The sequence below is a fragment of the Mesorhizobium sp. 131-3-5 genome, from assembly GCF_016756575.1.
GTDB classification, from domain to species: Bacteria; Pseudomonadota; Alphaproteobacteria; order Rhizobiales; family Rhizobiaceae; genus Mesorhizobium; species Mesorhizobium jarvisii.
On sequence record NZ_AP023254.1, the window covers coordinates 3,220,620 to 3,239,952 of the forward strand.

A 19,333-nucleotide genomic window follows, 5' to 3' on the forward strand; every position below is an offset into this window, starting at 1 on the left:
GATTCGGATGGCCGAGCGGCGCACCAGGAATCGCGGTCCCGGCCCTTGTCAGTCCTGCGGTTCATGCTGGTAGAGCTCGTCCATCGAGAGTGATGCCAGGGCGCCGAAGGGGGCCTGCTTCTTCACCCGGCCGCCGCTCAGGATCACCACGTCGTCGCAGAACGAGATGGTGCTGTAATGGTGGCTGATGACGATGGTCGTGCGCCGTCCCGCTCTCGACTTCAGCGTCTCGACGATGGCCGCTTCCGACAGTCCGTCGACCGCATTGGTGGCTTCGTCGAGGATGAGCAGATCGGGGTCGCGCACCAGCGCCCTGGCCAGTGCGATCCGCTGCCTCTGTCCCGCCGACAGATTGACGCCCCTGTAGCCGACGAGCGTCTCGTAGCCCTGAGGCAGCCGTTCGATGAACTCATGCGCCTCGGCCAGCCTCGCGGCGCGCTCGGCGTCTGCGAGTGTCGCCGCGTCCTGCCCGTAGCTTATGTTCTCGAAAATGGTGCCGTCGACCAGCTCCAGCTCCTGGCTGGCCAGCGCGATGTGGCGCCGCCACTGGTTGGCGTCGATGCGGTCCAGTGGCGATCCATCGACGAGGATCCTGCCCGTGTCCGGTTCCACGAAGCGGCACAGAAGATTGACGATCGTCGTCTTGCCGGCGCCGGAGCGGCCGATCAGCGCCGTCGAGCGGCCGCTGTTGATTTCGAACGTCGCGGCATGCAGCACCACTTCACGCTGGTCCGTGCCGGAATAGGTGAACGTCACGTCATCGAACTTGATGCCCCTGCGCAAACCGTGGAACGGCCCATCGCCTTGCGGCGGCTTGGGCTTGCCCGTGGGATCCAGCATCCATGTCACCTCTTCCAGCGATCCGCTCAGGCCCTGCAGCTGGCTCCACGATCCCTGCAGGGCCCGCATATGCGGCTGCAGCCTGTAGAGCAGGATGACGAAGGCGATGATCAGCGGGAAACTCACCTGCGCCAGCCAGGCGCCGATCACCACCGCCAGGAACAGCATGGCGTGGAGAACCTCCGTCAGCGGCGGCAATGCGCCCTGGCGGACCTGCAGGACGAAGGAGGCGCGGCGAACCGCATCGGACGCGGTGTCGAAGATCGCCTTCTCCCGGCCCTCCTGGCCGAAGATGCGGATCAGCCGACCGGCATGCACCAGATGCAGCATCTGCGAGGCGAGGTGGCTGTTGCGCGAAGCGACGCTGCGGCTGGGCTCCTTCAGATTGGCCGAGAGGATGGCGTGCGCGATCTGGACGAGCGCCAGGCCGAGCGTGACCAGCAGCGTCATGCGCCAGGACAAGAGCAGCAGGAAGGCCAGCAGGATGATGGCGGCCGATGCGCTGACGACCGACGACAGCATGATCTGGATGGCGTCCGATGCCCGCCAGGATTCGTTCGAGATGATGTTGAGCAGCCGTCCGGGGCTCTGCCGCAGGAAGAAGGGATAGCCGACCCGCAGCAGCTGCTCCGACAGTGCGCTGCGGATCGAATGGCTGGCCTTGCCGGAGATGAAGGTCGTCAGCAGCGTGTTGGCGAAGCCGAAGATGTTCTTCAGGACGATCGAGCCGAGGATGGCGGCCGAAATGACGACGAGCCGGTCGCGATCGCTGAAGCCCGATCCGACTTGCTGGAGAACAGCGGAGAAGCCCGCCATTCCCGTCGCATCGCCATGTCCCATGATGATGCCCAGCAGGGGGATGATCAGGCCGATGCCGAACCCTTCGAGGGCAGCGCCGACCAGGCCGAGGACGACCACGGCCGGAACCAGGCGCAGTTGCCGCGTCCCGAAGGCGCGGAACAGCATCGGCAGGCTAGGCGGGAGCAATGGCATCAGGCCTCGGCATTGGCTTGTTGGTCCTGCCGCACCGGCTCGGCCTGCGGTCGTCTCGCCAGCAGTGCGTATCTGGCCGCGCCGAGCACATTCATGCCGACGATCGGCCAATGCGACAGATCGAGTTCGCGATCGAAGGCAGGCCCGCCCGCCAATTCCCGCAGGGCGCCTCTCACGGCCCAGTAGAAATGGCGAAGCAGCCAGGGCGCATGGCGGGCATGTTTCAGGCAGAGCCCGCCATTGCCCAGGCTGTAGTCGCGGTGGAGCTTTTCGATGGCTTTGCGATCGCGCCGGCCATGGTGGTGGAATATCGTCATGTCGGGCACATACTCGACCGGGATGCCGAGCAGCACCGCCCGCACGAGGTAGTCGGTATCCTCCGCCGACCGCAACGGCCCGCCCGCGCCGAAGCGCTCGTCGAAATCGCCGATGCGGGCCGCGACGTCGCGGTGCATGGTCATGTTGCAGCCCAACACGAAGCCGCCGGGATGAATATCGGGCGTCAGCCGCTCGCGCACCCGCGATCGCTTGATCGTGAAAGGCAGGTCCCTGGGATCGCCAAGCTCGACACGGCCTCCCCGGATGAGCCCCTGTTCCCCGGAAGAATAATGTCGCTCCAGATCGCGCAGATAGTCGCAATGCACGGCGCAATCATCATCGACGAAGACCAGCACGCGCCCCCTGGCGCGCCTCAACCCGGCGTTACGGGCCGCCGCCAGCCCGGGGCGTGGCTCGTTAACGGGCGTGAATGGAATGTCCGACTTGGCGGCGATGCTGGCCAGCCGTTCCGCCGTGCGGTCGCTCGAGCCATTGTCGACGACCACGAGCTCGGCCGCGAAGCCGGCATGCGCACGGCACGCGGCCTGCACCGACTTGATGCAAGCCTCGAGCACCGCGACGCGGTTGCGCGTACAGATGATGAAGCTGACTTCCGGCGCCGATCGGTCCGGGCGCGGTCCGGCCGGGGCGCCGCCAAGCGCCGTCGATCGCTCGCGCCGCAGAGGCTGGTGGGCTTTGATCGTCATTCCTCTAGCCCACCTGATGAGATGCCAGAACCGCCGCGGCGGGCGCGGATTTGAAGAAATATTCCACGGCGTCCGCTTGCTTGCCGGCCGACAGCGAGGCGAGGCTCAGCCAGGGTGCCAAGGCGCCCGGCCGCAGCGCATATTTCTCGCGCCGCCGGATGGCGTTCCACTTCGCGGTCCGCGTCAGCAATTCATGCGTCAGGGGCGGCTGCCTTTCGTCGGTCACGAGCTGGTAGAGGAAATAGAACAGGTTGAGCGCGCCGGCCTCGAAGCTCGGCCGCGTCTCGGCCGGCAGGGAGCGGATCTGCTGCTCCAGCGCGACTATGAAGTCGGCCGCGCGGGTGACCGTGTCGAAGCTGACCGCTTCGCCGATGTCGCGCAGGTCCCACGTGGCTTCCGCGAGGCCCTCACGCTCGAGGTTCTCGGCCACGATGCGCAAATGCGTCCTGCGCATCTCCTTGCTGTGCCGGCTGGTCACGCTTGCCTGATGGACGCGGTAGACGAGCAGGTTCTCGGGCATCATGGCCGCCGGGTAGCGAGCGGCCAGCCGCCTGAAGAGATCGAAATCCTCGGCGTGCCTGTAGGTCGGGTCGTAGTGGAGAGCGGCGTCTTCGATGACCTTCCTGTTGTAGACGACCGTCGGGTGCATGAAGATGGTGAAGAACATCGCCAATATGGGCATGCGGCCGAACCGGAACACCGGATCGGGCTTGCCCCTGGCGATGCGGCCGCGGATCAGCATGTCGACGCCGGCGCCGCAGAAGCCGAGCTCGGGCCGCTGCTCGAAAAGCGCCACCTGGCGCGCCAGGCGCCAGGGATAGGCGACGTCGTCGGCGTCCATCCGCGCGACCAGCTCGCCGCTGGCGACCGCCAGCCCTTCGTTGAGCGTCGCGACGAGGCCGCGGTTTTCGCGCGAGATGATCGAGACGCGGCTGTCGGCCTGCCGGTATCGCTCGAGGATCTCGAGCGAATTGTCGCTCGAGCCGTCGTCGATCGCGACGACCTCCAGGCGGCGGTAGTCTTGCCGCAGGATGCTTCCAAGTGCTGCGGCAAGGTAGGGGCCGGCATTGTAGACCGGCAGCAGGACGGAAACGAGCGGCGCGGCGGTCATGGTCTTGCATCCGTCCGCGGGAGGTCGAGAGATGGCGCGCGGCCGTCGGGCGATCCGCCGGGATAGGCCTCCACCGGCCTCGCAAACCAGCCGGCACGGCCTGCCTGGGCTCGCCGGACATAGGGGAAGTGGGGCTTGAGGCTGTTGAGCGGCCTTTCGAAAACCAGCCAGGAAATCGCGGCCACGACAATCGTGGCAATGCTTGCAACCAGGAACCGTCCTGACCCTTGCTCCGAGACATTAAGTGGAATCCAGGGCTGCGACTTGACGGCGAGCGACAGCAATATCGGATGATAGAGATAGACGCCGTAGCTGATACGGCCGAGGGCGAGCAGCGGCGGCAGCTCCGCAAACCTGCCGGGGATGCCGCCAAGGCTGCGCGAACAGGCGGCGACGATGGCCATCAGCGGCACCAGGGGCAGGACTTGCAGCAGCAGCCAGCGGGCCCACTCCAGCGTTGGATCGGGAGGTGCCGGGACAAACCACTCGATCATCAGGAACGCGGCCGCGAAGGCAGGCCAGCCCAGCCGCATCCATTGCGGCAAGCCGGCGCCCCTCGACCGCCAGCAGGCAAGCAGCGCGCCCGACGCCAGCGCGTCCATGGATGCCGGCGGCAGCAGGTCGCGCGCCAGCGCCGGAGTGGCGGTGACCGGCCAGTAGAAGCGATAGGCCAAGGATAGCGCGATGACGCCGATGCAGATCTGTTCGAAGCGCCGGTATGGGGCCAGCAGGACCACAAGCGGCCAGGCAATATAGAACTGCTCCTCGATGCTCAGGCTCCAGAAATGGCAGAGAACCCAGGGGTTCCAGTCATTGCGCAGCGCATACCACAAATTCGACAGGTAAAGCGCATGCCAGACCAGCGATCCCCTGGACTGCTCCAGATCGAACAGCCAGACGAAACCCAGCACGGCAAAATAGGGAGGGAATATCCGCAGCGCCCGCCTGATGTAGAAGGACCGCAGCGCGGGGCCGGCTTCAAACGCGGCGGCCGAACGCGCTTCCAGGAGCAGGCGGGTGATCAGGAAGCCGCTCAGAACGAAGAAAAGCCGCACGCCGATATGGCCCCAGAACGAAGATCCTCCCGCCGCGTAGAAATGGGAATACATCACCATCGTCACGGCGATGGCCCTGAGCGCGTCCAGCTGGATGTCGCGGGCGTTTGCCATCAGCGGGGGGCCCGATGTCCGCGATGAGGCTGGCAGAGTGCCGTTTCGAGCGGCAGACCAATGCACGCGAAATTCGCCGGGGCGCCATCAAACCCGCGCTGTGCGAGCCTGCCTGGGTCGATCTCGCAATCGACGGACGGACGGCTCAAGTCGGTCAACCCGGCGGAATCCTTCACGGCGTATGTCCAGTCGCAAAACGAGTCCCCCAGCGGATGGTTCGGTCACCGCATTGTGCAGCGCAACACAAAAAATTTAGCGACCTGAAATACTTATGTGAGCAAGGCCAAAAATTGGCAAAAATCCGCAATTTTTTCGGATTCTGGAAATTCCCCATAGCTTTTCAACTTTTTGGTTGGAGTTGTATTGGCTTGCTCGCCCTAGTTGATCAGAAACATTTCTGCTCGAGCAGATAGGAAGCATCGGAATTTTCGTTAAAAAAACCTCGAGATTTAAGAATCTACATTTTACCTATTTTGGTTCATTCGGAATCATCCGGCGAATGAACTGGAATCGTTAGCTTTTTGCGATGCAGCATAGTAGCCTTCTTTCGTTGGCTTACCACGCGGCTTGCTTCCCTCAAAAGCAGGCATCCGGCCAAGCTGCAGGTTGCTGGAAAGGCCTTTCATACGGCAAAACCATGGCTCGCCAGCGCCTCACAGCGCCGCGAGTTGACCTCCAACTTGCGATATATGTTTTTGATACGGCGCACGGCGTCGTGAACAAAATGTGTAACCAAAATCGGGGGCCGTCCGTTTATGATGCGACGGAGGCCATGCGATGTCGCGCACCTACGATCTTGCATCCGATGTTATCCGGCGTGTCTATGAAAGGCGCATAGACGCGCCGGCGATCCTCGATACCGCCAGCGAATTTCCCAACGCGGCGAAGTTCACCGGCGCCTGGCGCGACATCCGTGATGAAGCGCTTGGCGTGCGTGTGGGCAAGATCCCGCGCTTCCACGACATCATGCCGGAGCAGGCCGATATCTCGGCCAATGACGGTCTCGACTGGCGCATGTTCGTGCTCAAGGCCTATGACATGGGGGTGCCGGAGAATCTGGCGCGGATGCCGGTTCTCAGCCGCTTGCTTGCCGAATGCCCGGAAGTCAAATCGGCGGCTATCTCGTTCCTGGCGCCGCGCAAGCACATACCCAGCCATCGCGGGCCGTTCCGCGGCATCATGCGGTTTCACCTAGGCCTGGTCATGCCGCGCCAGGCCGATGGCCGCCCGGCAACCATCATGATGATCGACCATCAGGAAAAACGGATCACCGACGGCGAAGGCATGCTGTGGGACGACACCTATCCGCACGAGGTGATCAACAACGCCGATGAAGCGCGCATCGCCCTGCTGCTGGATGTCTGGCGCCCGGGCATGCCCTGGGACATGGAAATGCTGTCCCGGATGATCGTGCGCGGCGTGCAGGCGGGCATGCGCCGCCGGGGCGTGTCGTTCAGTGGCTGAATCGGCGAGGGCGCCAGCGCGCCTCGACATCCTGTCTTGACCCTATCGAGCTGTCAGCGCTGCCTCACGACAGGCAAGCCGGTTCGGCCTATCCCGTGCTGCCGCGTCTGCATATCGCGGCAGGGAAGGACAAAACCAAAGTGACATCGATGCCGGTTGCCAGTCGCGAAGCGGCGCCCTTGCCTGTCGCGGCGCTGATGGGGGCCATGGTGTCGATCCAGATCGGCGCCACCTTCGCCAAAACCCTGTTCCCGCAGATCGGCGCGCAAGGCACGACGACGCTGCGGCTGGTCATCGGCGCGCTGATGCTGATCGCGGTGCTGCGGCCCTGGCAGATGCGGCCGACGCGCGCCACCTTGCCGTGGCTGGTCGCCTATGGCGTGACGCTCTGCGCGCTCAACCTGCTGTTCTATGCAGCCCTTGCCAGGATCCCGCTCGGCGTCGCCGTGGCGCTGGAATTTTCCGGGCCGCTGCTGGTGGCGACGCTGACCTCGCGGCGCGCCAGCGACTTCGCCTGGATCGCGCTTGCCCTGGCCGGCATCATCCTGTTGTCGCCCTTCATCCACTCCTTGCAGCCGCTCGATCCGACCGGGGTGATGCTGGCGCTGGCGGCCGGCGGCTTCTGGGCGCTCTATATCGTGCTGGCGCAGAAAGCGGGTGCGGAGCTTGGCACCCGCACCACCGCCTATGGGATGGCGATCGCCGCCGTGCTGGTGCTGCCCTTCGGCGTGGCGCAGGCGGGAATGGGGCTGCTGGCGCCGTCAATCCTGGTCAGCGCGCTGCTCGTCGGCCTGTTTTCCAGCGCGCTGCCATTCTTCCTGGAGATGGTGGCGCTGACCCGCATGCCGGCCCGCATCTACGGCACGCTGACGTGCCTGGAGCCGGGACTCGGCGCGCTGGCCGGCTTCCTGTTCCTGCACGAAAGCCTGACCCCGCCGCAACTGGCCGGCATCGCCGCCGTCATTGTCGCTGCCGCCGGGACGGCGCTGACCTCGAAGCCGCCGGTGCCGTCGCCGGAATAAAGGTGGACGCTAGGACCGCCCGGCGACGTCAATTTTGGCGCGAGCCGGCGCCCTGTTGTCGTCAGAACTTGACGCTGCGGTTGGAGCCCGGTCGCACAGTCGTCGCAAAATCGCCGCTCTTGCCGGGAATCGTACGGCTGGCAGCTGCGTGGCACGCGGGGGAGAAGCCATGATGAGACTACCGATCATGGCGGGCCTCGTTCTGGCAGGTTCTCCGGCGTGGGCAGGCGACATACCCTATGCGCCCTCGGCCAATGTCCCCGACTATGTCGCGACGATGACGGTGCAACCATCGGGAAATTCGGCCGGATCCCATACGAGGATCGTCACACATCATGACGGCTGGGTCCGTGTGGACGAACTCGGAACTGTCATCTACGGAAATCCGGCAAAGCAAATAACGGTCTCGTTCCTTAGGGATTCAAACTATTCCTCTGTTTCGGTAAACCGTCGGACGTCGACGTCCTACGAACGAATTCGCGCAGTAACGGAAACCGGCCAGACCGAGACGCATGCCGGCGAGCGATGCGACGTGCGGGACGTCGTGCGGCGCGATCCAGACAAGCAGGTTCCTAAACTGCAATGGCTGAGTTGCCTGACGGCTGATGGTATCGAGATCGCCACGAGGGTGTTTGTGAACGGCTCGCTGTTTCAATCGACGGCGATTGTCAGACTTGATCGGCGCCCCGTGTCCGCCGAGAAGGTCGAGCTGCCTGCCAATTTGCTGGAGGTTGCCCAATGGCTGCACTTCGACCATCCGCCACCCCAAGCTGCAACCGCTGTCAAGCGCCCACCGGATTTTGCCATGCACATGCAATGGCAAGGTGCGGTCAGGGCATTGCGGCGGCACGATCCATGGACCTACGATGAAACATCGTATCCCGATGGACGGCGAACCCTAAATATCCGCAACGACCAAACGGGGCAGGCACTATCCTTCGGGGCCGCCAAGGGCGGTGCGTTTGAGCGTCTCTCCATATGCGAGAAATGTCAGTTGGCAGATTCGCCGGCTATTCACCTCGGCCGCAATGTCATCCCGGAGAGCATGGGCCGCATGGACAGTGTTCTCGGCGAGGCGTGCGACTGGTTCGACATGGCTCCGGGTACGTTTGACATAAACCTTTCGCAATGTCTGACGCAGGACAAAATCCCGCTAAAAATCGGCAGTGGTGGAGCGTGGGGGCCACGTGAGGAATTTGTCGCCGATGAGGTTCAGCGCCGAGAACTCAAGCCCGAAGAGATTCTTCCACCCAGCGATGTCCTGAACCGGTCGAACTGGGATTTTCCAGGATAGGCGGGGAGATAAACCGGATGACGGCACTTCATTGCCGCCAGGGCGGCACCGGCGCGAAGCGCTTGCTGATCCAGTCGGCGAAGGCGCGGGTCTTGGCGGCCTGTCCCTTGGCTGAGGGCACGACGACATAGACCGCGCCTTCGTCGGCCAGCGTCCACTCCTCCAGGACAGGTACAAGGCGTCCGTCGCCGAGCTCGCGGCCGATCAGCCAGTCGGTGCTCATCATCAGGCCGAGGCCCTGCACGGCGGCCTCCACCAGCACCTCGGCATCGTCGCTGACCAACGGTCCGGAAACCTCGACGCGTGCGCGCCGGCCCTCGCGGTCGGTCATCTCCCAGGCCGGAAAGGTCTGGAAGCCGCTGAAGCCCAGGCAGGAATGCTCGAGCAGCGCCTGCGGCGTCCGCGGCCTGCCTCTTCGGGCGAGATAGGCGGGGGCGGCGCAAAGCAGCCGGCGCCGCGTCGCCACCTTGCGCGCCACCAGGCGCGAATCCTCCAGCGCGCCGAGCCGCACGGCGACGTCAAAATTCTCGGCGACCAGATCGGCGAAGCGGTTGGAGAATTCGGCCTCGATGCGGATATCGGGATATTCGGCAAGGAATTGCGGCAGCAGCGGTCCGATCCACATGCGCCCGAACGTGCCGGGCAGCGCCAGCCTGAGCAGGCCGCGCGGGCTGCCGTCGGCATGGGCCGACGCGGCGGCCTCTGCCTCGTCGACGGAGGCGAGGATGGCGCGCACGCGTACCAGGAATTCGGCACCGGCTTCGGTCAGCGACACGCTGCGTGTCGTGCGGGAGAGCAGCCTGACCCCCAGCCGCTCCTCCAGCGATTGCAGGCGCCGCGACAGGATGGTCGCGTCGCGCCCGACACGCACTGCTGCCCTGGTGAAGGAGCGCGCCTCGGCGATGGCAGCGAAGGCCGCCATTTCGGCAAGGGCCGCCGGTTCGTGAGATTGCTGCATTTTCCGCATTACTCAAATGCAAAATGAAACGATTATATAGGAATAGCGCAGCAGATAGGTTCACTCAACCGTCAATCGTCCCACCGGAGTGAAAACCATGAAAGCCATCGAACTGAGCCAACCCCGGCTCGACGCCTTCCGCGCCGCCACCGTCGCCACCCCCGAACCGCAGCGCGGCGAGGTGCTGATCCGCCAGCGTGCGGCAAGCCTCAATTTCGTCGATGTCGCGGTGGCGAGCGGCAATTATCCCGGACCGAGCTTTCCGCTCATCCCGGTCGCCGACGGCGCCGGCGAGATCGTGGCGCTGGGCGAGGGCGTTACGAGTTTCAGCACGGGCGATCGCGTCGTCGCCCATGCCAAGCCGCGCTGGATCGGCGGAAGGCCGCGGCCCTACGAAATGACGCAGATGCGCGGCATCTCGTTGCCGGGGTCGCTGGCCGAATATGTCGCGCTGCCGGCCAATTCGCTTGTGCCGGTCCCGGCGCATCTCTCCTTCGAGGCGGCGTCGACGTTGCCGATCGCCGGCACCACGGCATGGAACGCGCTGCGCACCGCCAATGTCGGGCCGGGTTCGGTCGTCGTGCTGCTCGGCACCGGCGGCGTCTCGATCTTCACCCTGCAGCTTGCCAAGGCGGCCGGCGCCACCGTCATCATCACCTCGTCGTCGGACGAGAAGCTGGAGCGGGCGAAGGCGCTGGGCGCCGATCACCTCATCAACTACCGTGCGACGCCGGACTGGGACGGCAAGGTGCTGGAACTGACCGGCGGCCTTGGCGCCGACCTCGTCGTCGAGACCGGCGGCACCGCCACCTTCGCCCGCGCCATCAACGCCACGGCGCCCGGCGGCACGCTGTTCACCATCGGTTTCGTCACCGGCGCCGAGGCCACGATCAACCTGCTGCCGGTCATCATCAAGGCCTTGAAAGTGATCGGCAACAACACCGGGTCGGTGTCCGACCTTCGCGACGCCGCCCGCGCCATCGGCGCCGCCGGGATCAAGCCGGTCGTCGACAAGGTGTTTTCACCTGGTGACGCGGCCGAAGCCTACGCCCACATGGCTGCCGGCGGCCTGCATTTCGGCAAGCTGGCGTTCGGGTTGGAGTGGTAGGGGCGAAAGCGGACGGGCGCGTAATCTCCAGCGCAAAGGGAGATTACGCGCTCCACCCTCAGATCAGCTTCTCCAGCGTGATCGGCAAATCCCGCACCCTCTTTCCCGTCGCGTGGAACACTGCATTGGCGATCGCGGGCGCGACACCGACGATGCCAAGTTCTCCGACGCCCTTGCCGCCGAGCGCCGAGGAGTGCGGGTCGGGTATGCCGACCGAGATCACCTCGATATCCGGGATGTCGGCATTGGTCGGCACCAGGTAGTCGGCGAGGTTGTTGTTGACGATGCGGCCATGGCGACGATCCATGATGCCTTCTTCCAGCAGCGCCTGGCCGATGCCCATGATGATGCCGCCCTTCCATTGGCTTTCGGCGAGCTTGGGGTTGTAGAGCCGGCCGGAATCCAGCGCGGACACCACGCGCGACACGCGCACCGTGCCGAAATCCTCGTCGACGCGCACCTCGATGAAATGCGCGCACCAGGAGTAGCGCGAATAATCGCCCTCGGTGTGCGGCAGCGCCATGGCGATGGTGGTGTAGTTCTTGTAGCGGTCTTCCGCCGTCGAGTTGGCCGGCATGGTGTCGCCGGTCGCCTCGATGCGGTCGCGGCCGACGCTCTTGAGCAGTTCGGCGATCGAGACATCGGGGCCGTCGCCGCGCGGCGAGCCGATGCGGCCATTGGCGACGACCAGAGTGTTGGCCTGCAGCGCGTGGAAGGGCGAGCGCGGATCGCTGATCGCCAGGCCCACCAGTTGATCGAGCGCCGAGGTCGCGGCCTTGTGGACCGCCCCCGTCATCACGCCAGCCAGCCGCGAGCCGCCGCTGACGCCGGCGCGGGCAAAGCGGGAGTCGCCGAGCTTCACCACAACATCGTCGGCCGGCACGCCGACCGTCTCGGCGGCGGTCTGCGCCAGGATGGTGTAGGTGCCCTGGCCCATGTCGATCGAGGAGCTTTCGACCTCGACCGAGCCGTCGGCCAGGATGCGCACGAGAGCCTCGCCGTAGGCGCGCCGCACCGGATAGGTGCCGGCGGCGACGCCCCAGCCGATCAGCTGGTTGCCGTCGCGCATCGAGCGCGGTTTCGACGAGCGCCTGGACCAGCCGAAGCGCTCGGCGCCCGCGGCAAAAGCCTCTCGCAACTGCCTGGTCGACCAGGCTTTTCTGGCGTGCGGATCCTGCTCGGCATAGTTTCTGAGCCGAATCTCCAGTGGGTCGATGCCGACCTCATAGGCGAGCTCGTCGATGGCGCTTTCGATGCCGAAGGCCGACGGATTTTCGCCCGGCGCCCGCATGGCGCCCGGCACCACGGAATTGACCCGCACGACATTCTGCTTCGAGGAGAAATTCGGCGTCGCGTACATGATCGAGGTGACCGAGCCCAGCGGCTCGACCCACATGCCGTCGATGGAGGTTTCGTTGACGCCGCGATGCACGATCGACTGGATCATGCCGTCGTGGTTGGCGCCGATCGTCACCGTCTGGCGCGTCGCGGCGCGGCCGCCATAGCCGGTAAAGGTCTGCAGCCGCGTCATCACCAGCTTCACCGGCCGTCCCAGCATTTTGGCGGCACTTGCCGCCACCGCGCCATGGCTCAGCGCCAGCGCCTTGGAGCCGAAGCCACCGCCAATATAGGGCGAGACCAGCCGCACATTCTCGAACGGCACTTCGAACCATTCGGCGTAGGTGCGGGCCATGCCGTCCAACCACTGGCTCGGCTCCCAGACGGTCAGATGATCGCCCTCCCAGCGCGCGATCAGGCCATGCGGCTCCATCGGCGCCTGGTATTCGCGCGGCGTGTTGTAGGCGGCGCAGATGCGCACCGGCGCGGCGGCGAAGGCTGCGGGCGCATCGCCCCATTCCTTGGTCATGGCGTCGATCGGTATGCCGTCGCCGGCCTTGCCGTCGCTGAGATCGACGATGGAAGGCGTCTCGTCATAGCTGACCTTGACCAGGGCTGCCGCGGCGACCGCCTGTTCGAAGGTTTCGGCGACAACTGCCGCGATATGCTGGCCGGAGAAGGTAATGTCGCGCGCCAGCGGGCAATAGGGCTTGTCCGGCGGCGGCGTGCCGAACCAGTCGGATGCGGTCCTCAGGCTGATGATGGAGTCCGGCGTCAGCACCTGCAGTACACCGGGCGAGGCTTCAGCGGTTGCCGTGTCGATCGTGCGCACCTTGCCCGAGGCAATCGTGCTTTCGACCAGCACGGCATAGGCGAGGTGCTCGAGCTGCTGCTCGACGGCGTATTTGGCGGCACCGGTGATCTTGGCCGGGCCGTCGACGCGCGACAGCCGGCCGCCGACGGCTTCCGCCAGTGCGCCGTCGGAGGCGTCGCCCCGTCTCGATTCACCAACTCTGATGTTGTGAACGGTCATGCCGTCTCTCCCAATTTGAGGATGGCGCGCGCGACAACGCGCGGCGCGAGTTCGATCTTGTAATGGTTGGCGCCTTGGTCGACGGCGCCTTCGACGGCGAGCAGGCTGGCGGCGCGGACGGTTTCCGGCTCCAGCACCTTGCCCTTCAGGGCGTCTTCCACGGCACGGACACGCCACGGCTTGGTCGCGACGCCGCCGAGCGCGACGCGCAGGTCGCGGATAGTGCGGCCATCGGCTTCGAATTCGATGCCGACCGCCGCACTTGCGGCGGCGAATTCATAGGACTGCCGGTCGCGGATCTTCAGATAGGTCGAGCGCCGGGCGGCGGCGGAGCCGGGAATTTCGATGGCGGTGATCATCTCGCCCGGCTCGATCGCATGTTCCCTGTCGGGCGTGGCGCCGGGCAGCAGGAAGAAGTCATCCACCAGAAGCTTGCGCTCGCCGAGATGAACTGTTGCGTCGAAGGCGACCAAAGCGGTGGCGAGGTCGCCGGGATACATGGCGATACAGGCCTCGCTGGTGCCGAGCACGGCATGTCCGCGGGTGACGCCGCCGATCGCCGAACAGCCGCTGCCGGGATCACGCTTGTTGCAGGCGGAAAAGTTGGAGGGGTCGCGGAAATAGGGGCAGCGCGTGCGCTGCATCAAATTGCCGCCGATGGTCGCCATGTTGCGGATCTGCGCCGACGCCGCCTGCCACAGTGCTTCGGAGATGGCGGGGAAGCGGCTCTTGACGTCGGCGTGGTCGGCGACATGGCCCATTTTGGCGAGCGCGCCGATGGTGGCGCCGCGTTCGTTCACGTCGATCCGGTCCAGCCCCTTGAGGTGGGTGATGTCGACCAGCATGTCGGGCTCGGCGACGCCGCATTTGGCGAGGTCGATCAGCGTGGTGCCGCCGGCGAGCAGCATGGCGCCGGGCAGGGCAGCCGCCTGGCGGGCGGCGTCAGCCGAACTGGCGCGCAGGTAGGAAAAATCCCTCATGATGCGAACTCCTGTGCTGCCTGGCGGACGGCGGCGACGATGTGCGGATAGGCGCCGCAGCGGCAGAGATTGCCGGCCATGTATTCGCGGATTTCTTCGTCCGAGCCGGCATGGCCCTCGCGGATGCAGGCCACCGCCGACATGATCTGGCCCGGCGTGCAATAGCCGCACTGGAAGGCGTCCTGTTCGAGGAAGGCAGCCTGCACGGGATGCAATTCGCCCTCCCGTGCAAGCCCCTCAATGGTGGTGATGGCGCGGCCTTCGGCTTGCGCGGCCAGCGTCAGGCAAGCCAGCACGCGCTCGCCGTCTATGTGCATGGTGCAGGCGCCGCACTGGCCATGGTCGCAGCCCTTCTTGGTGCCGGTCAGGCCGAGCCGCTCGCGCAAGGCATCGAGCAGCGTGACGCGCGGTTCGAGCTGCAACTCGTGGTGCTGGCCGTTGATATCGAGATGGACGGGGATTTTCGTCATGGGCGTCTGGCTCCAGTTGCTTGACGCTGAGGGGAAGGAATTGGTGTCGAGGCGGGCAAGGGCAAGGGGGGCGGACGGCTAGGTGTTGGCGGAAGCGCTGGTGACAGCCAATCTCCGCCCGCGAGGGGAGATCGGCAGCCTGGCCGCCTTCGCCAATCTCCAGCGGGCAAAGACGGCTTTACCTTGCAGGTTCGAATTGCGTGACATACGGGGTTCCCTGCCTATATGATGAAAGCACTCCACTTAAAGCGGAGGTGCCTCCGTTTGTTACGTGGGGGCTGGCCCGGCTGGGTTCAAGTCCCGATATTTTGTCCGTGGAGAAAAAATTGGCCGAAGCCGTCATCGCTGAAGACACCGCCGCGGAAACCAAGCCGCTGCGCGCCGATGCCCAGCGCAACCGCGACCGGCTGGTCGAGGTGGCGGCTTCGGTATTTGCCGAGCGCGGCATCGATGCCTCGCTGGAGGAGATCGCGCGCCGTGCCGGCGTCGGCATCGGCACGCTCTACCGGCATTTCCCGACGCGCGAGCATCTGGTCGAGGTGGTCTACCGCCGCGAGGTCGAGGCGCTGTGCGCCGCCGCCGGCGAGCTTGCGGCAAGGCATCCGTCCGATGTCGCGCTGGAGGAGTGGATGCGGCGCTTCGTCGATTACATCGCCACCAAGCGCGGCCTGGCGACCAGCCTGCGCATCCTGCTCACCACCAATTCGACGCTGTTTTCCGACACGTCGGGGCGGGTCTCGCAGGCCTTGCGGCAACTGGTCGAGGCGGCGGTGGCCGACGGCACCATCCGCGGCGATGTCGATGCCTCCGATGTGCTGCACGCCCTGTCGGGCATCTATTCCGCGCCCGATACGCCGGAGTGGCGTGACCGTTCGCGGCGGCTGGTCAAGCTGTTGATGGATGGCTTGCGGTTCGGGGCGGGGAACCCCGCCAAGGCCTGACGGTCTCCAAGACCGGTCTCAGCGAAGCAAAAACCTCGTAAACAAGCGCCTCCGTTAGCCATGGCAGGCCAAGCCCGTGCGCCGCACTTGCATATGAATGCGAGCGGTTGTTAAAATCCTCACATTCAGGTGACCAACAGGCCCACGCATGACAGCTCGCAAGGCGCAAAGGACGGCACGGTTGATAGATCTGCTGTCGCAGCGGCGGGTCATCCATCTCAGCGAAGCGGCGGCGCTGCTTGGCGTCTCCGAGATGACGGTGCGGCGCGACATCGCCACCAACCAGGGGCAGATCGCCTATCTCGGCGGACACATATTGGCGGCGGCCGAGATCGAGGCCGATATCCCCTATGAACTGGCGACCGCGGCCGACAGCCATGCGGTGGCCAAGCGCGAAGCCTGCGCGCATGCGGTGCGCAAGATACGGCCCGACGAGACGATCTTCATCGACTGCGGCACGACGCTGATCCATCTGATCGATCTCATTCCCGAAAATTATCAAATAACGGCAATATGTTACGCCATGAATGTCGCGGAGCGGCTGAGCCGCAGGCCCAATGTCACCATCATCATGCTGGGCGGCGTCTATCATCCAGCGTCGGCGTCATTCTCGGGCACGCATGATTTCGACATTTTGAACAGCGTCGGCATCAACGCGGCCTTCCTGTCGGCCGCCGGCGTCGATGCCAAGCGCGGTGCCACCTGCGAGCATTTCCACGAGGCGGTGGTGAAGCAGAAGGTGATGAGCCTGGCGCGCGAAAATTACCTGGTCATCGACTCGAGCAAGATCGGCAAGCTCAAGCGCGCCTTCTTCTCAGCCATGGACGGCTTCGACGCCATCATTACCGAGCACGGCGAGGTCGGGCCGGATTCATTCCTGCCGCAGGCCTGACTCCGTTTGACATTTCACTGGTCTGATGGAAAAGTCACAAAAAAAGTAAGAGAAGTCCCAAAAGGGCTCGACAAGGGTAGGGGACGCGTCAACGGGAGGAAGTGCGGGCGTCATGATCGAACAGGGTTCGATTGCGCCATTTTCCGGGACGCCCTTGCTGCGCGTCGAGGGCGTCAGGAAGCGGTTCGGCGGCGTCAATGCGCTGCGCGGCGTCAGTCTCGAAATCCGCGCCGGTGAAGTGCACGCACTGCTCGGTGAAAACGGCGCCGGCAAGTCGACGCTGATCAAGATCCTGAGCGGCGTGCATGTGCATGATGGCGGCTCGATCGAAATCGACGGCAAGCCTGTCTCGTTTTCTTCGCCGGCCCAGTCGCGCGATGCCGGCGTGGCCGTCGTCTATCAGGATCTGAGCCTGGTCGAGTCGCTGTCGGTCGCCGACAATCTGCTTCTGGGGCGAGAGCCGAAGACGCGGCTCGGCTTCCTGAAAAAACGCCAGCTGGTGGCGCAGGCCGAGGCTTTCCTCAAATCGCAGAACATCCCGCTCGATGCCCGTGCCATGGTCGGCTCGCTGCCCTTCGCCTATCGCCAGATGACCGAGATCGCCAAGGCGCTGATGGGCGATGTCCGCCTGCTCATTTTGGACGAGCCGACCTCGGCGCTGACCGATGATGAGGAGAAGATCCTGTTCGAGGCGATCCGGGCGGTCGCGGCGCGGGGCGTCGGGGTGATCTATGTCACGCATCGCCTCAACGAAGTGTTCCGCATTTCCAACCGGGTGACCGTCTTCCGCGACGGGCAGAACGCCGGCACCTTCTTCACGGCGCAAACCAATATGCGGCAATTGGTCGGCGCGATCGTCGGGCCGGATCACGCTGTGCTGAAAGCAGATGGCGATGCACCTGGGCAAGACACGGCGTCATCGGCCGGTTCATCTGAAAAGCCCGTGCTCGAATTGAAAGGTGTCAGCAATGACCGGCTCGACGGGGCCAGTCTCGAATTGCGCGCCGGCGAAATCCATGGCCTTGCAGGGCTGATCGGCAGCGGACGCACCGAAATCCTGCAGACCATCTTCGGCCTGCGATCCGTTCAATCGGGCGAGGCCAGCCTGGACGGTGTCTCGCTGAAGGGCACAGACCCGGCAGCGGCGATCGGGCTGGGCATCGCGCTTGTGCCGGAGGACCGGCACGTCCAGGGCCTGGTCCTCGAACATTCGATCGAGCGCAATCTGACCTTGCCCCGCCTGCCTTATTTCTCGCGCCTTGGCTGGCTGCAGCGGCGGCCGGCGAGCGAACATGCCAATGCGGCGATGCGCCGGCTGGCCGTGAAGGCGCCGAGCGCGTCGACCATGGTGAAGAACCTGTCGGGCGGCAACCAGCAGAAAGTGGTGTTCGGCAAATGGAACGAACCACGGCCGCGCGTGCTGCTGCTCGACGAGCCGACGGTCGGGGTCGATGTCGGCGCGCGCGAGGAGATTTACGGCGTCATTCGCGCCGCGGCAGCGGCCGGCAGCGGCGTGCTGCTGGTGTCTTCGGACCTCTCCGAACTGCTGCAGCTTTGCGACCGCATCTCCATCGTCGTCGATGGCCGGATCACCAGGACGATCGCGCGGCCGGACTTCGGCAGCGCCGAGGATCTTCATCACCTCATTCAACTTTCGCAGCCATCGGAAGAGCACGCGGCATGACCGACATCCAAAGCCCAGCGAAAGCCGCAGCCAGCCAGCCAGGTGGTCGCTCGGCCTTGCAGCATCTGCTCCAGGGCGACCGGCCCTACATGCTCTACGTGGCCTTCGCCATCATGCTGATCGTGTTCAGCCTGGCGTCGCCCTGGTTCCTGTCGATCGACAATTTTCTCAACATCGGTCGCCAGACGACACTGGTCTCGATCATCGCGGTGGGCATGACATTCGTCATCATCTCCAGGCAGATCGACCTGTCCGTCGCCTCGACGCTGGCACTTTCGGGCATGAGCGCATCGCTGGCCATGGCCTTTGTCGCCAACAGCTGGGTCGTCGGCGCCGTGGCGGGGCTGGGCACCGGGGCGCTGATCGGGCTGCTCAACGGTGTCTTGACCACGCGCCTGGAAATCCCGTCCTTCCTGGTGACGCTGGGCACGCTGAGCGGCGCGCGCGGCCTGGCGCTGATGGTCACCAACACCAAGCCGGTCATCATCACCAACGAGTATTATTTCGCGATCTTCGGCGAAGGCTCGGTGCTCGGCATACCGGCGCCGATCCTGTGGACGCTCGGCGTCACCATCGCCGGCATCTTGCTGCTGCACTACAGCGTCTATGGGCGGCGGGTTTACGCGGCGGGCGGCAACCCGACGGCCGCGCTCTATTCCGGCGTCCATATCAAGCAGGTCACGACGCTCGCCTTCGTGCTGACCGGCACGCTCGCCGGGCTGGCGTCGCTCATCCTGTCGGCGCGCTCGCACGCGGCGCGGCCCGATGTGGTGCAAGGCATGGAGCTCGACGTCATCGCCTCGGTCATCCTTGGCGGCTGCAGCCTGTTCGGCGGCCGCGGCTTCGTGCTCGGCACGCTGCTCGGCAGCCTGATCATCGGCACGCTCAACAACGGACTGGTGCTGCTCGGCGTCAGCTCGTCACTGCAACTTGTCATCAAGGGAGCAATCATCGTCGCCGCGGTCGCGTTCACGAGGAGGTAAGGCGCACGCGGAAATCAGCAGAAGCCGC

16 protein-coding genes are annotated in these 19,333 nt (G+C 65.0%); 8 read left to right on the forward strand and 8 right to left on the reverse strand.

What is annotated here, in order from left to right; all coding sequences use genetic code 11:
- Window positions 1–48: 48 nt before the first annotated feature.
- Genes JG747_RS15735 through JG747_RS15750 form a run of 4 tightly spaced genes read right to left on the reverse strand, consistent with a single transcriptional unit; the run spans window position 49 to window position 5,138 of the window.
- Entirely contained in the window at window positions 49–1,833 is a 1,785-nt protein-coding gene (locus JG747_RS15735) for an ABC transporter ATP-binding protein (RefSeq protein ID WP_202362162.1), read from the reverse strand.
- Window positions 1,833–2,858, reverse strand: a complete 1,026-nt coding sequence (locus JG747_RS15740) for a glycosyltransferase family 2 protein (protein ID WP_202362163.1) — start codon at window positions 2,856–2,858, stop codon at window positions 1,833–1,835. The genes JG747_RS15735 and JG747_RS15740 overlap by 1 nt, the downstream gene beginning before the upstream one ends.
- A 4-nt stretch (window positions 2,859–2,862) precedes the next feature.
- Entirely contained in the window at window positions 2,863–3,969 is a 1,107-nt protein-coding gene (locus tag JG747_RS15745; protein WP_202362164.1) for a glycosyltransferase family 2 protein, read from the reverse strand.
- Entirely contained in the window at window positions 3,966–5,138 is a 1,173-nt protein-coding gene (locus JG747_RS15750) for an acyltransferase family protein (protein WP_202362165.1), read from the reverse strand. Before JG747_RS15750 ends, JG747_RS15745 begins: the two co-directional genes overlap by 4 nt.
- Before the next feature lie 777 nt (window positions 5,139–5,915).
- On the opposite strand from JG747_RS15750, the gene JG747_RS15755 reads away from it, so the two are divergent.
- The 3 genes from JG747_RS15755 (at window position 5,916) to JG747_RS15765 (ending at window position 8,918) form a co-directional block, all read left to right on the forward strand.
- The gene (locus tag JG747_RS15755; RefSeq protein WP_202362166.1) at window positions 5,916–6,602 is read left to right on the forward strand and encodes an aspartyl/asparaginyl beta-hydroxylase domain-containing protein; all 687 of its coding nucleotides are present in this window, start codon (window positions 5,916–5,918) and stop codon (window positions 6,600–6,602) included.
- Window positions 6,603–6,742: 140 nt separating this feature from the next.
- The gene (locus JG747_RS15760) at window positions 6,743–7,624 is read left to right on the forward strand and encodes an EamA family transporter (protein WP_038648065.1); all 882 of its coding nucleotides are present in this window, start codon (window positions 6,743–6,745) and stop codon (window positions 7,622–7,624) included.
- Window positions 7,625–7,796: 172 nt separating this feature from the next.
- The gene (locus JG747_RS15765; RefSeq protein ID WP_223217907.1) at window positions 7,797–8,918 is read left to right on the forward strand and encodes a hypothetical protein; all 1,122 of its coding nucleotides are present in this window, start codon (window positions 7,797–7,799) and stop codon (window positions 8,916–8,918) included.
- Window positions 8,919–8,946: 28 nt separating this feature from the next.
- On the opposite strand, the gene JG747_RS15770 is transcribed toward JG747_RS15765, so the two are convergent.
- Window positions 8,947–9,876 carry a LysR family transcriptional regulator gene (locus JG747_RS15770; protein ID WP_019859421.1) on the reverse strand — a complete coding sequence of 310 codons (930 nt, stop codon included), beginning with the start codon at window positions 9,874–9,876 and terminating at the stop codon, window positions 8,947–8,949.
- 97 nt (window positions 9,877–9,973) lie between these two features.
- On the opposite strand from JG747_RS15770, the gene JG747_RS15775 reads away from it, so the two are divergent.
- Window positions 9,974–10,984, forward strand: coding sequence for a zinc-dependent alcohol dehydrogenase family protein (locus JG747_RS15775; RefSeq protein ID WP_069092624.1), 1,011 nt, complete (start codon window positions 9,974–9,976; stop codon window positions 10,982–10,984).
- 58 nt (window positions 10,985–11,042) lie between these two features.
- On the opposite strand, the gene JG747_RS15780 is transcribed toward JG747_RS15775, so the two are convergent.
- The 3 genes from JG747_RS15780 to JG747_RS15790 are packed head-to-tail and all read right to left on the reverse strand — an operon-like array spanning window position 11,043 to window position 14,805.
- Window positions 11,043–13,355, reverse strand: coding sequence for a xanthine dehydrogenase family protein molybdopterin-binding subunit (locus JG747_RS15780; protein WP_202362167.1), 2,313 nt, complete (start codon window positions 13,353–13,355; stop codon window positions 11,043–11,045).
- Window positions 13,352–14,335, reverse strand: coding sequence for an FAD binding domain-containing protein (locus JG747_RS15785; RefSeq protein ID WP_202362168.1), 984 nt, complete (start codon window positions 14,333–14,335; stop codon window positions 13,352–13,354). The genes JG747_RS15780 and JG747_RS15785 overlap by 4 nt, the downstream gene beginning before the upstream one ends.
- Entirely contained in the window at window positions 14,332–14,805 is a 474-nt protein-coding gene (locus JG747_RS15790) for a (2Fe-2S)-binding protein (RefSeq protein WP_202362169.1), read from the reverse strand. Before JG747_RS15790 ends, JG747_RS15785 begins: the two co-directional genes overlap by 4 nt.
- 314 nt (window positions 14,806–15,119) lie before the next feature.
- Here JG747_RS15790 and JG747_RS15795 point away from each other — a divergent pair, with 314 nt between their 5' ends.
- The 4 genes from JG747_RS15795 (at window position 15,120) to JG747_RS15810 (ending at window position 19,305) form a co-directional block, all read left to right on the forward strand.
- The gene (locus JG747_RS15795) at window positions 15,120–15,746 is read left to right on the forward strand and encodes a TetR/AcrR family transcriptional regulator (protein WP_202362170.1); all 627 of its coding nucleotides are present in this window, start codon (window positions 15,120–15,122) and stop codon (window positions 15,744–15,746) included.
- A 148-nt stretch (window positions 15,747–15,894) separates the two neighbouring features.
- Window positions 15,895–16,638 (forward strand): DeoR/GlpR family DNA-binding transcription regulator, encoded by a 744-nt coding sequence (locus JG747_RS15800; protein WP_019859415.1) that lies wholly within the window; start codon window positions 15,895–15,897, stop codon window positions 16,636–16,638.
- Window positions 16,639–16,750: 112 nt separating this feature from the next.
- The gene (locus JG747_RS15805) at window positions 16,751–18,322 is read left to right on the forward strand and encodes a sugar ABC transporter ATP-binding protein (RefSeq protein ID WP_202362171.1); all 1,572 of its coding nucleotides are present in this window, start codon (window positions 16,751–16,753) and stop codon (window positions 18,320–18,322) included.
- Window positions 18,319–19,305 (forward strand): ABC transporter permease, encoded by a 987-nt coding sequence (locus tag JG747_RS15810; protein ID WP_038648052.1) that lies wholly within the window; start codon window positions 18,319–18,321, stop codon window positions 19,303–19,305. The genes JG747_RS15805 and JG747_RS15810 overlap by 4 nt, the downstream gene beginning before the upstream one ends.
- Window positions 19,306–19,333 lie beyond the last annotated feature (28 nt).

Excerpts from the sequence above, each read along its gene's own strand:
- JG747_RS15735 (WP_202362162.1), bottom strand. The coding sequence starts at position 1,833 with ATGCCATTGCTCCCGCCTAGCCTGCCGATGCTGTTCCGCGCCTTCGGG.
- JG747_RS15740 (WP_202362163.1), bottom strand. The coding sequence starts at position 2,858 with ATGACGATCAAAGCCCACCAGCCTCTGCGGCGCGAGCGATCGACGGCG.
- JG747_RS15745 (WP_202362164.1), bottom strand. The coding sequence starts at position 3,969 with ATGACCGCCGCGCCGCTCGTTTCCGTCCTGCTGCCGGTCTACAATGCC.
- JG747_RS15750 (WP_202362165.1), bottom strand. The coding sequence starts at position 5,138 with ATGGCAAACGCCCGCGACATCCAGCTGGACGCGCTCAGGGCCATCGCC.
- JG747_RS15755 (WP_202362166.1), top strand. The coding sequence starts at position 5,916 with ATGTCGCGCACCTACGATCTTGCATCCGATGTTATCCGGCGTGTCTAT.
- JG747_RS15765 (WP_223217907.1), top strand. The coding sequence starts at position 7,797 with ATGAGACTACCGATCATGGCGGGCCTCGTTCTGGCAGGTTCTCCGGCG.
- JG747_RS15770 (WP_019859421.1), bottom strand. The coding sequence starts at position 9,876 with ATGCAGCAATCTCACGAACCGGCGGCCCTTGCCGAAATGGCGGCCTTC.
- JG747_RS15775 (WP_069092624.1), top strand. The coding sequence starts at position 9,974 with ATGAAAGCCATCGAACTGAGCCAACCCCGGCTCGACGCCTTCCGCGCC.
- JG747_RS15780 (WP_202362167.1), bottom strand. The coding sequence starts at position 13,355 with ATGACCGTTCACAACATCAGAGTTGGTGAATCGAGACGGGGCGACGCC.
- JG747_RS15785 (WP_202362168.1), bottom strand. The coding sequence starts at position 14,335 with ATGAGGGATTTTTCCTACCTGCGCGCCAGTTCGGCTGACGCCGCCCGC.
- JG747_RS15790 (WP_202362169.1), bottom strand. The coding sequence starts at position 14,805 with ATGACGAAAATCCCCGTCCATCTCGATATCAACGGCCAGCACCACGAG.
- JG747_RS15800 (WP_019859415.1), top strand. The coding sequence starts at position 15,895 with ATGACAGCTCGCAAGGCGCAAAGGACGGCACGGTTGATAGATCTGCTG.
- JG747_RS15805 (WP_202362171.1), top strand. The coding sequence starts at position 16,751 with ATGATCGAACAGGGTTCGATTGCGCCATTTTCCGGGACGCCCTTGCTG.
- JG747_RS15810 (WP_038648052.1), top strand. The coding sequence starts at position 18,319 with ATGACCGACATCCAAAGCCCAGCGAAAGCCGCAGCCAGCCAGCCAGGT.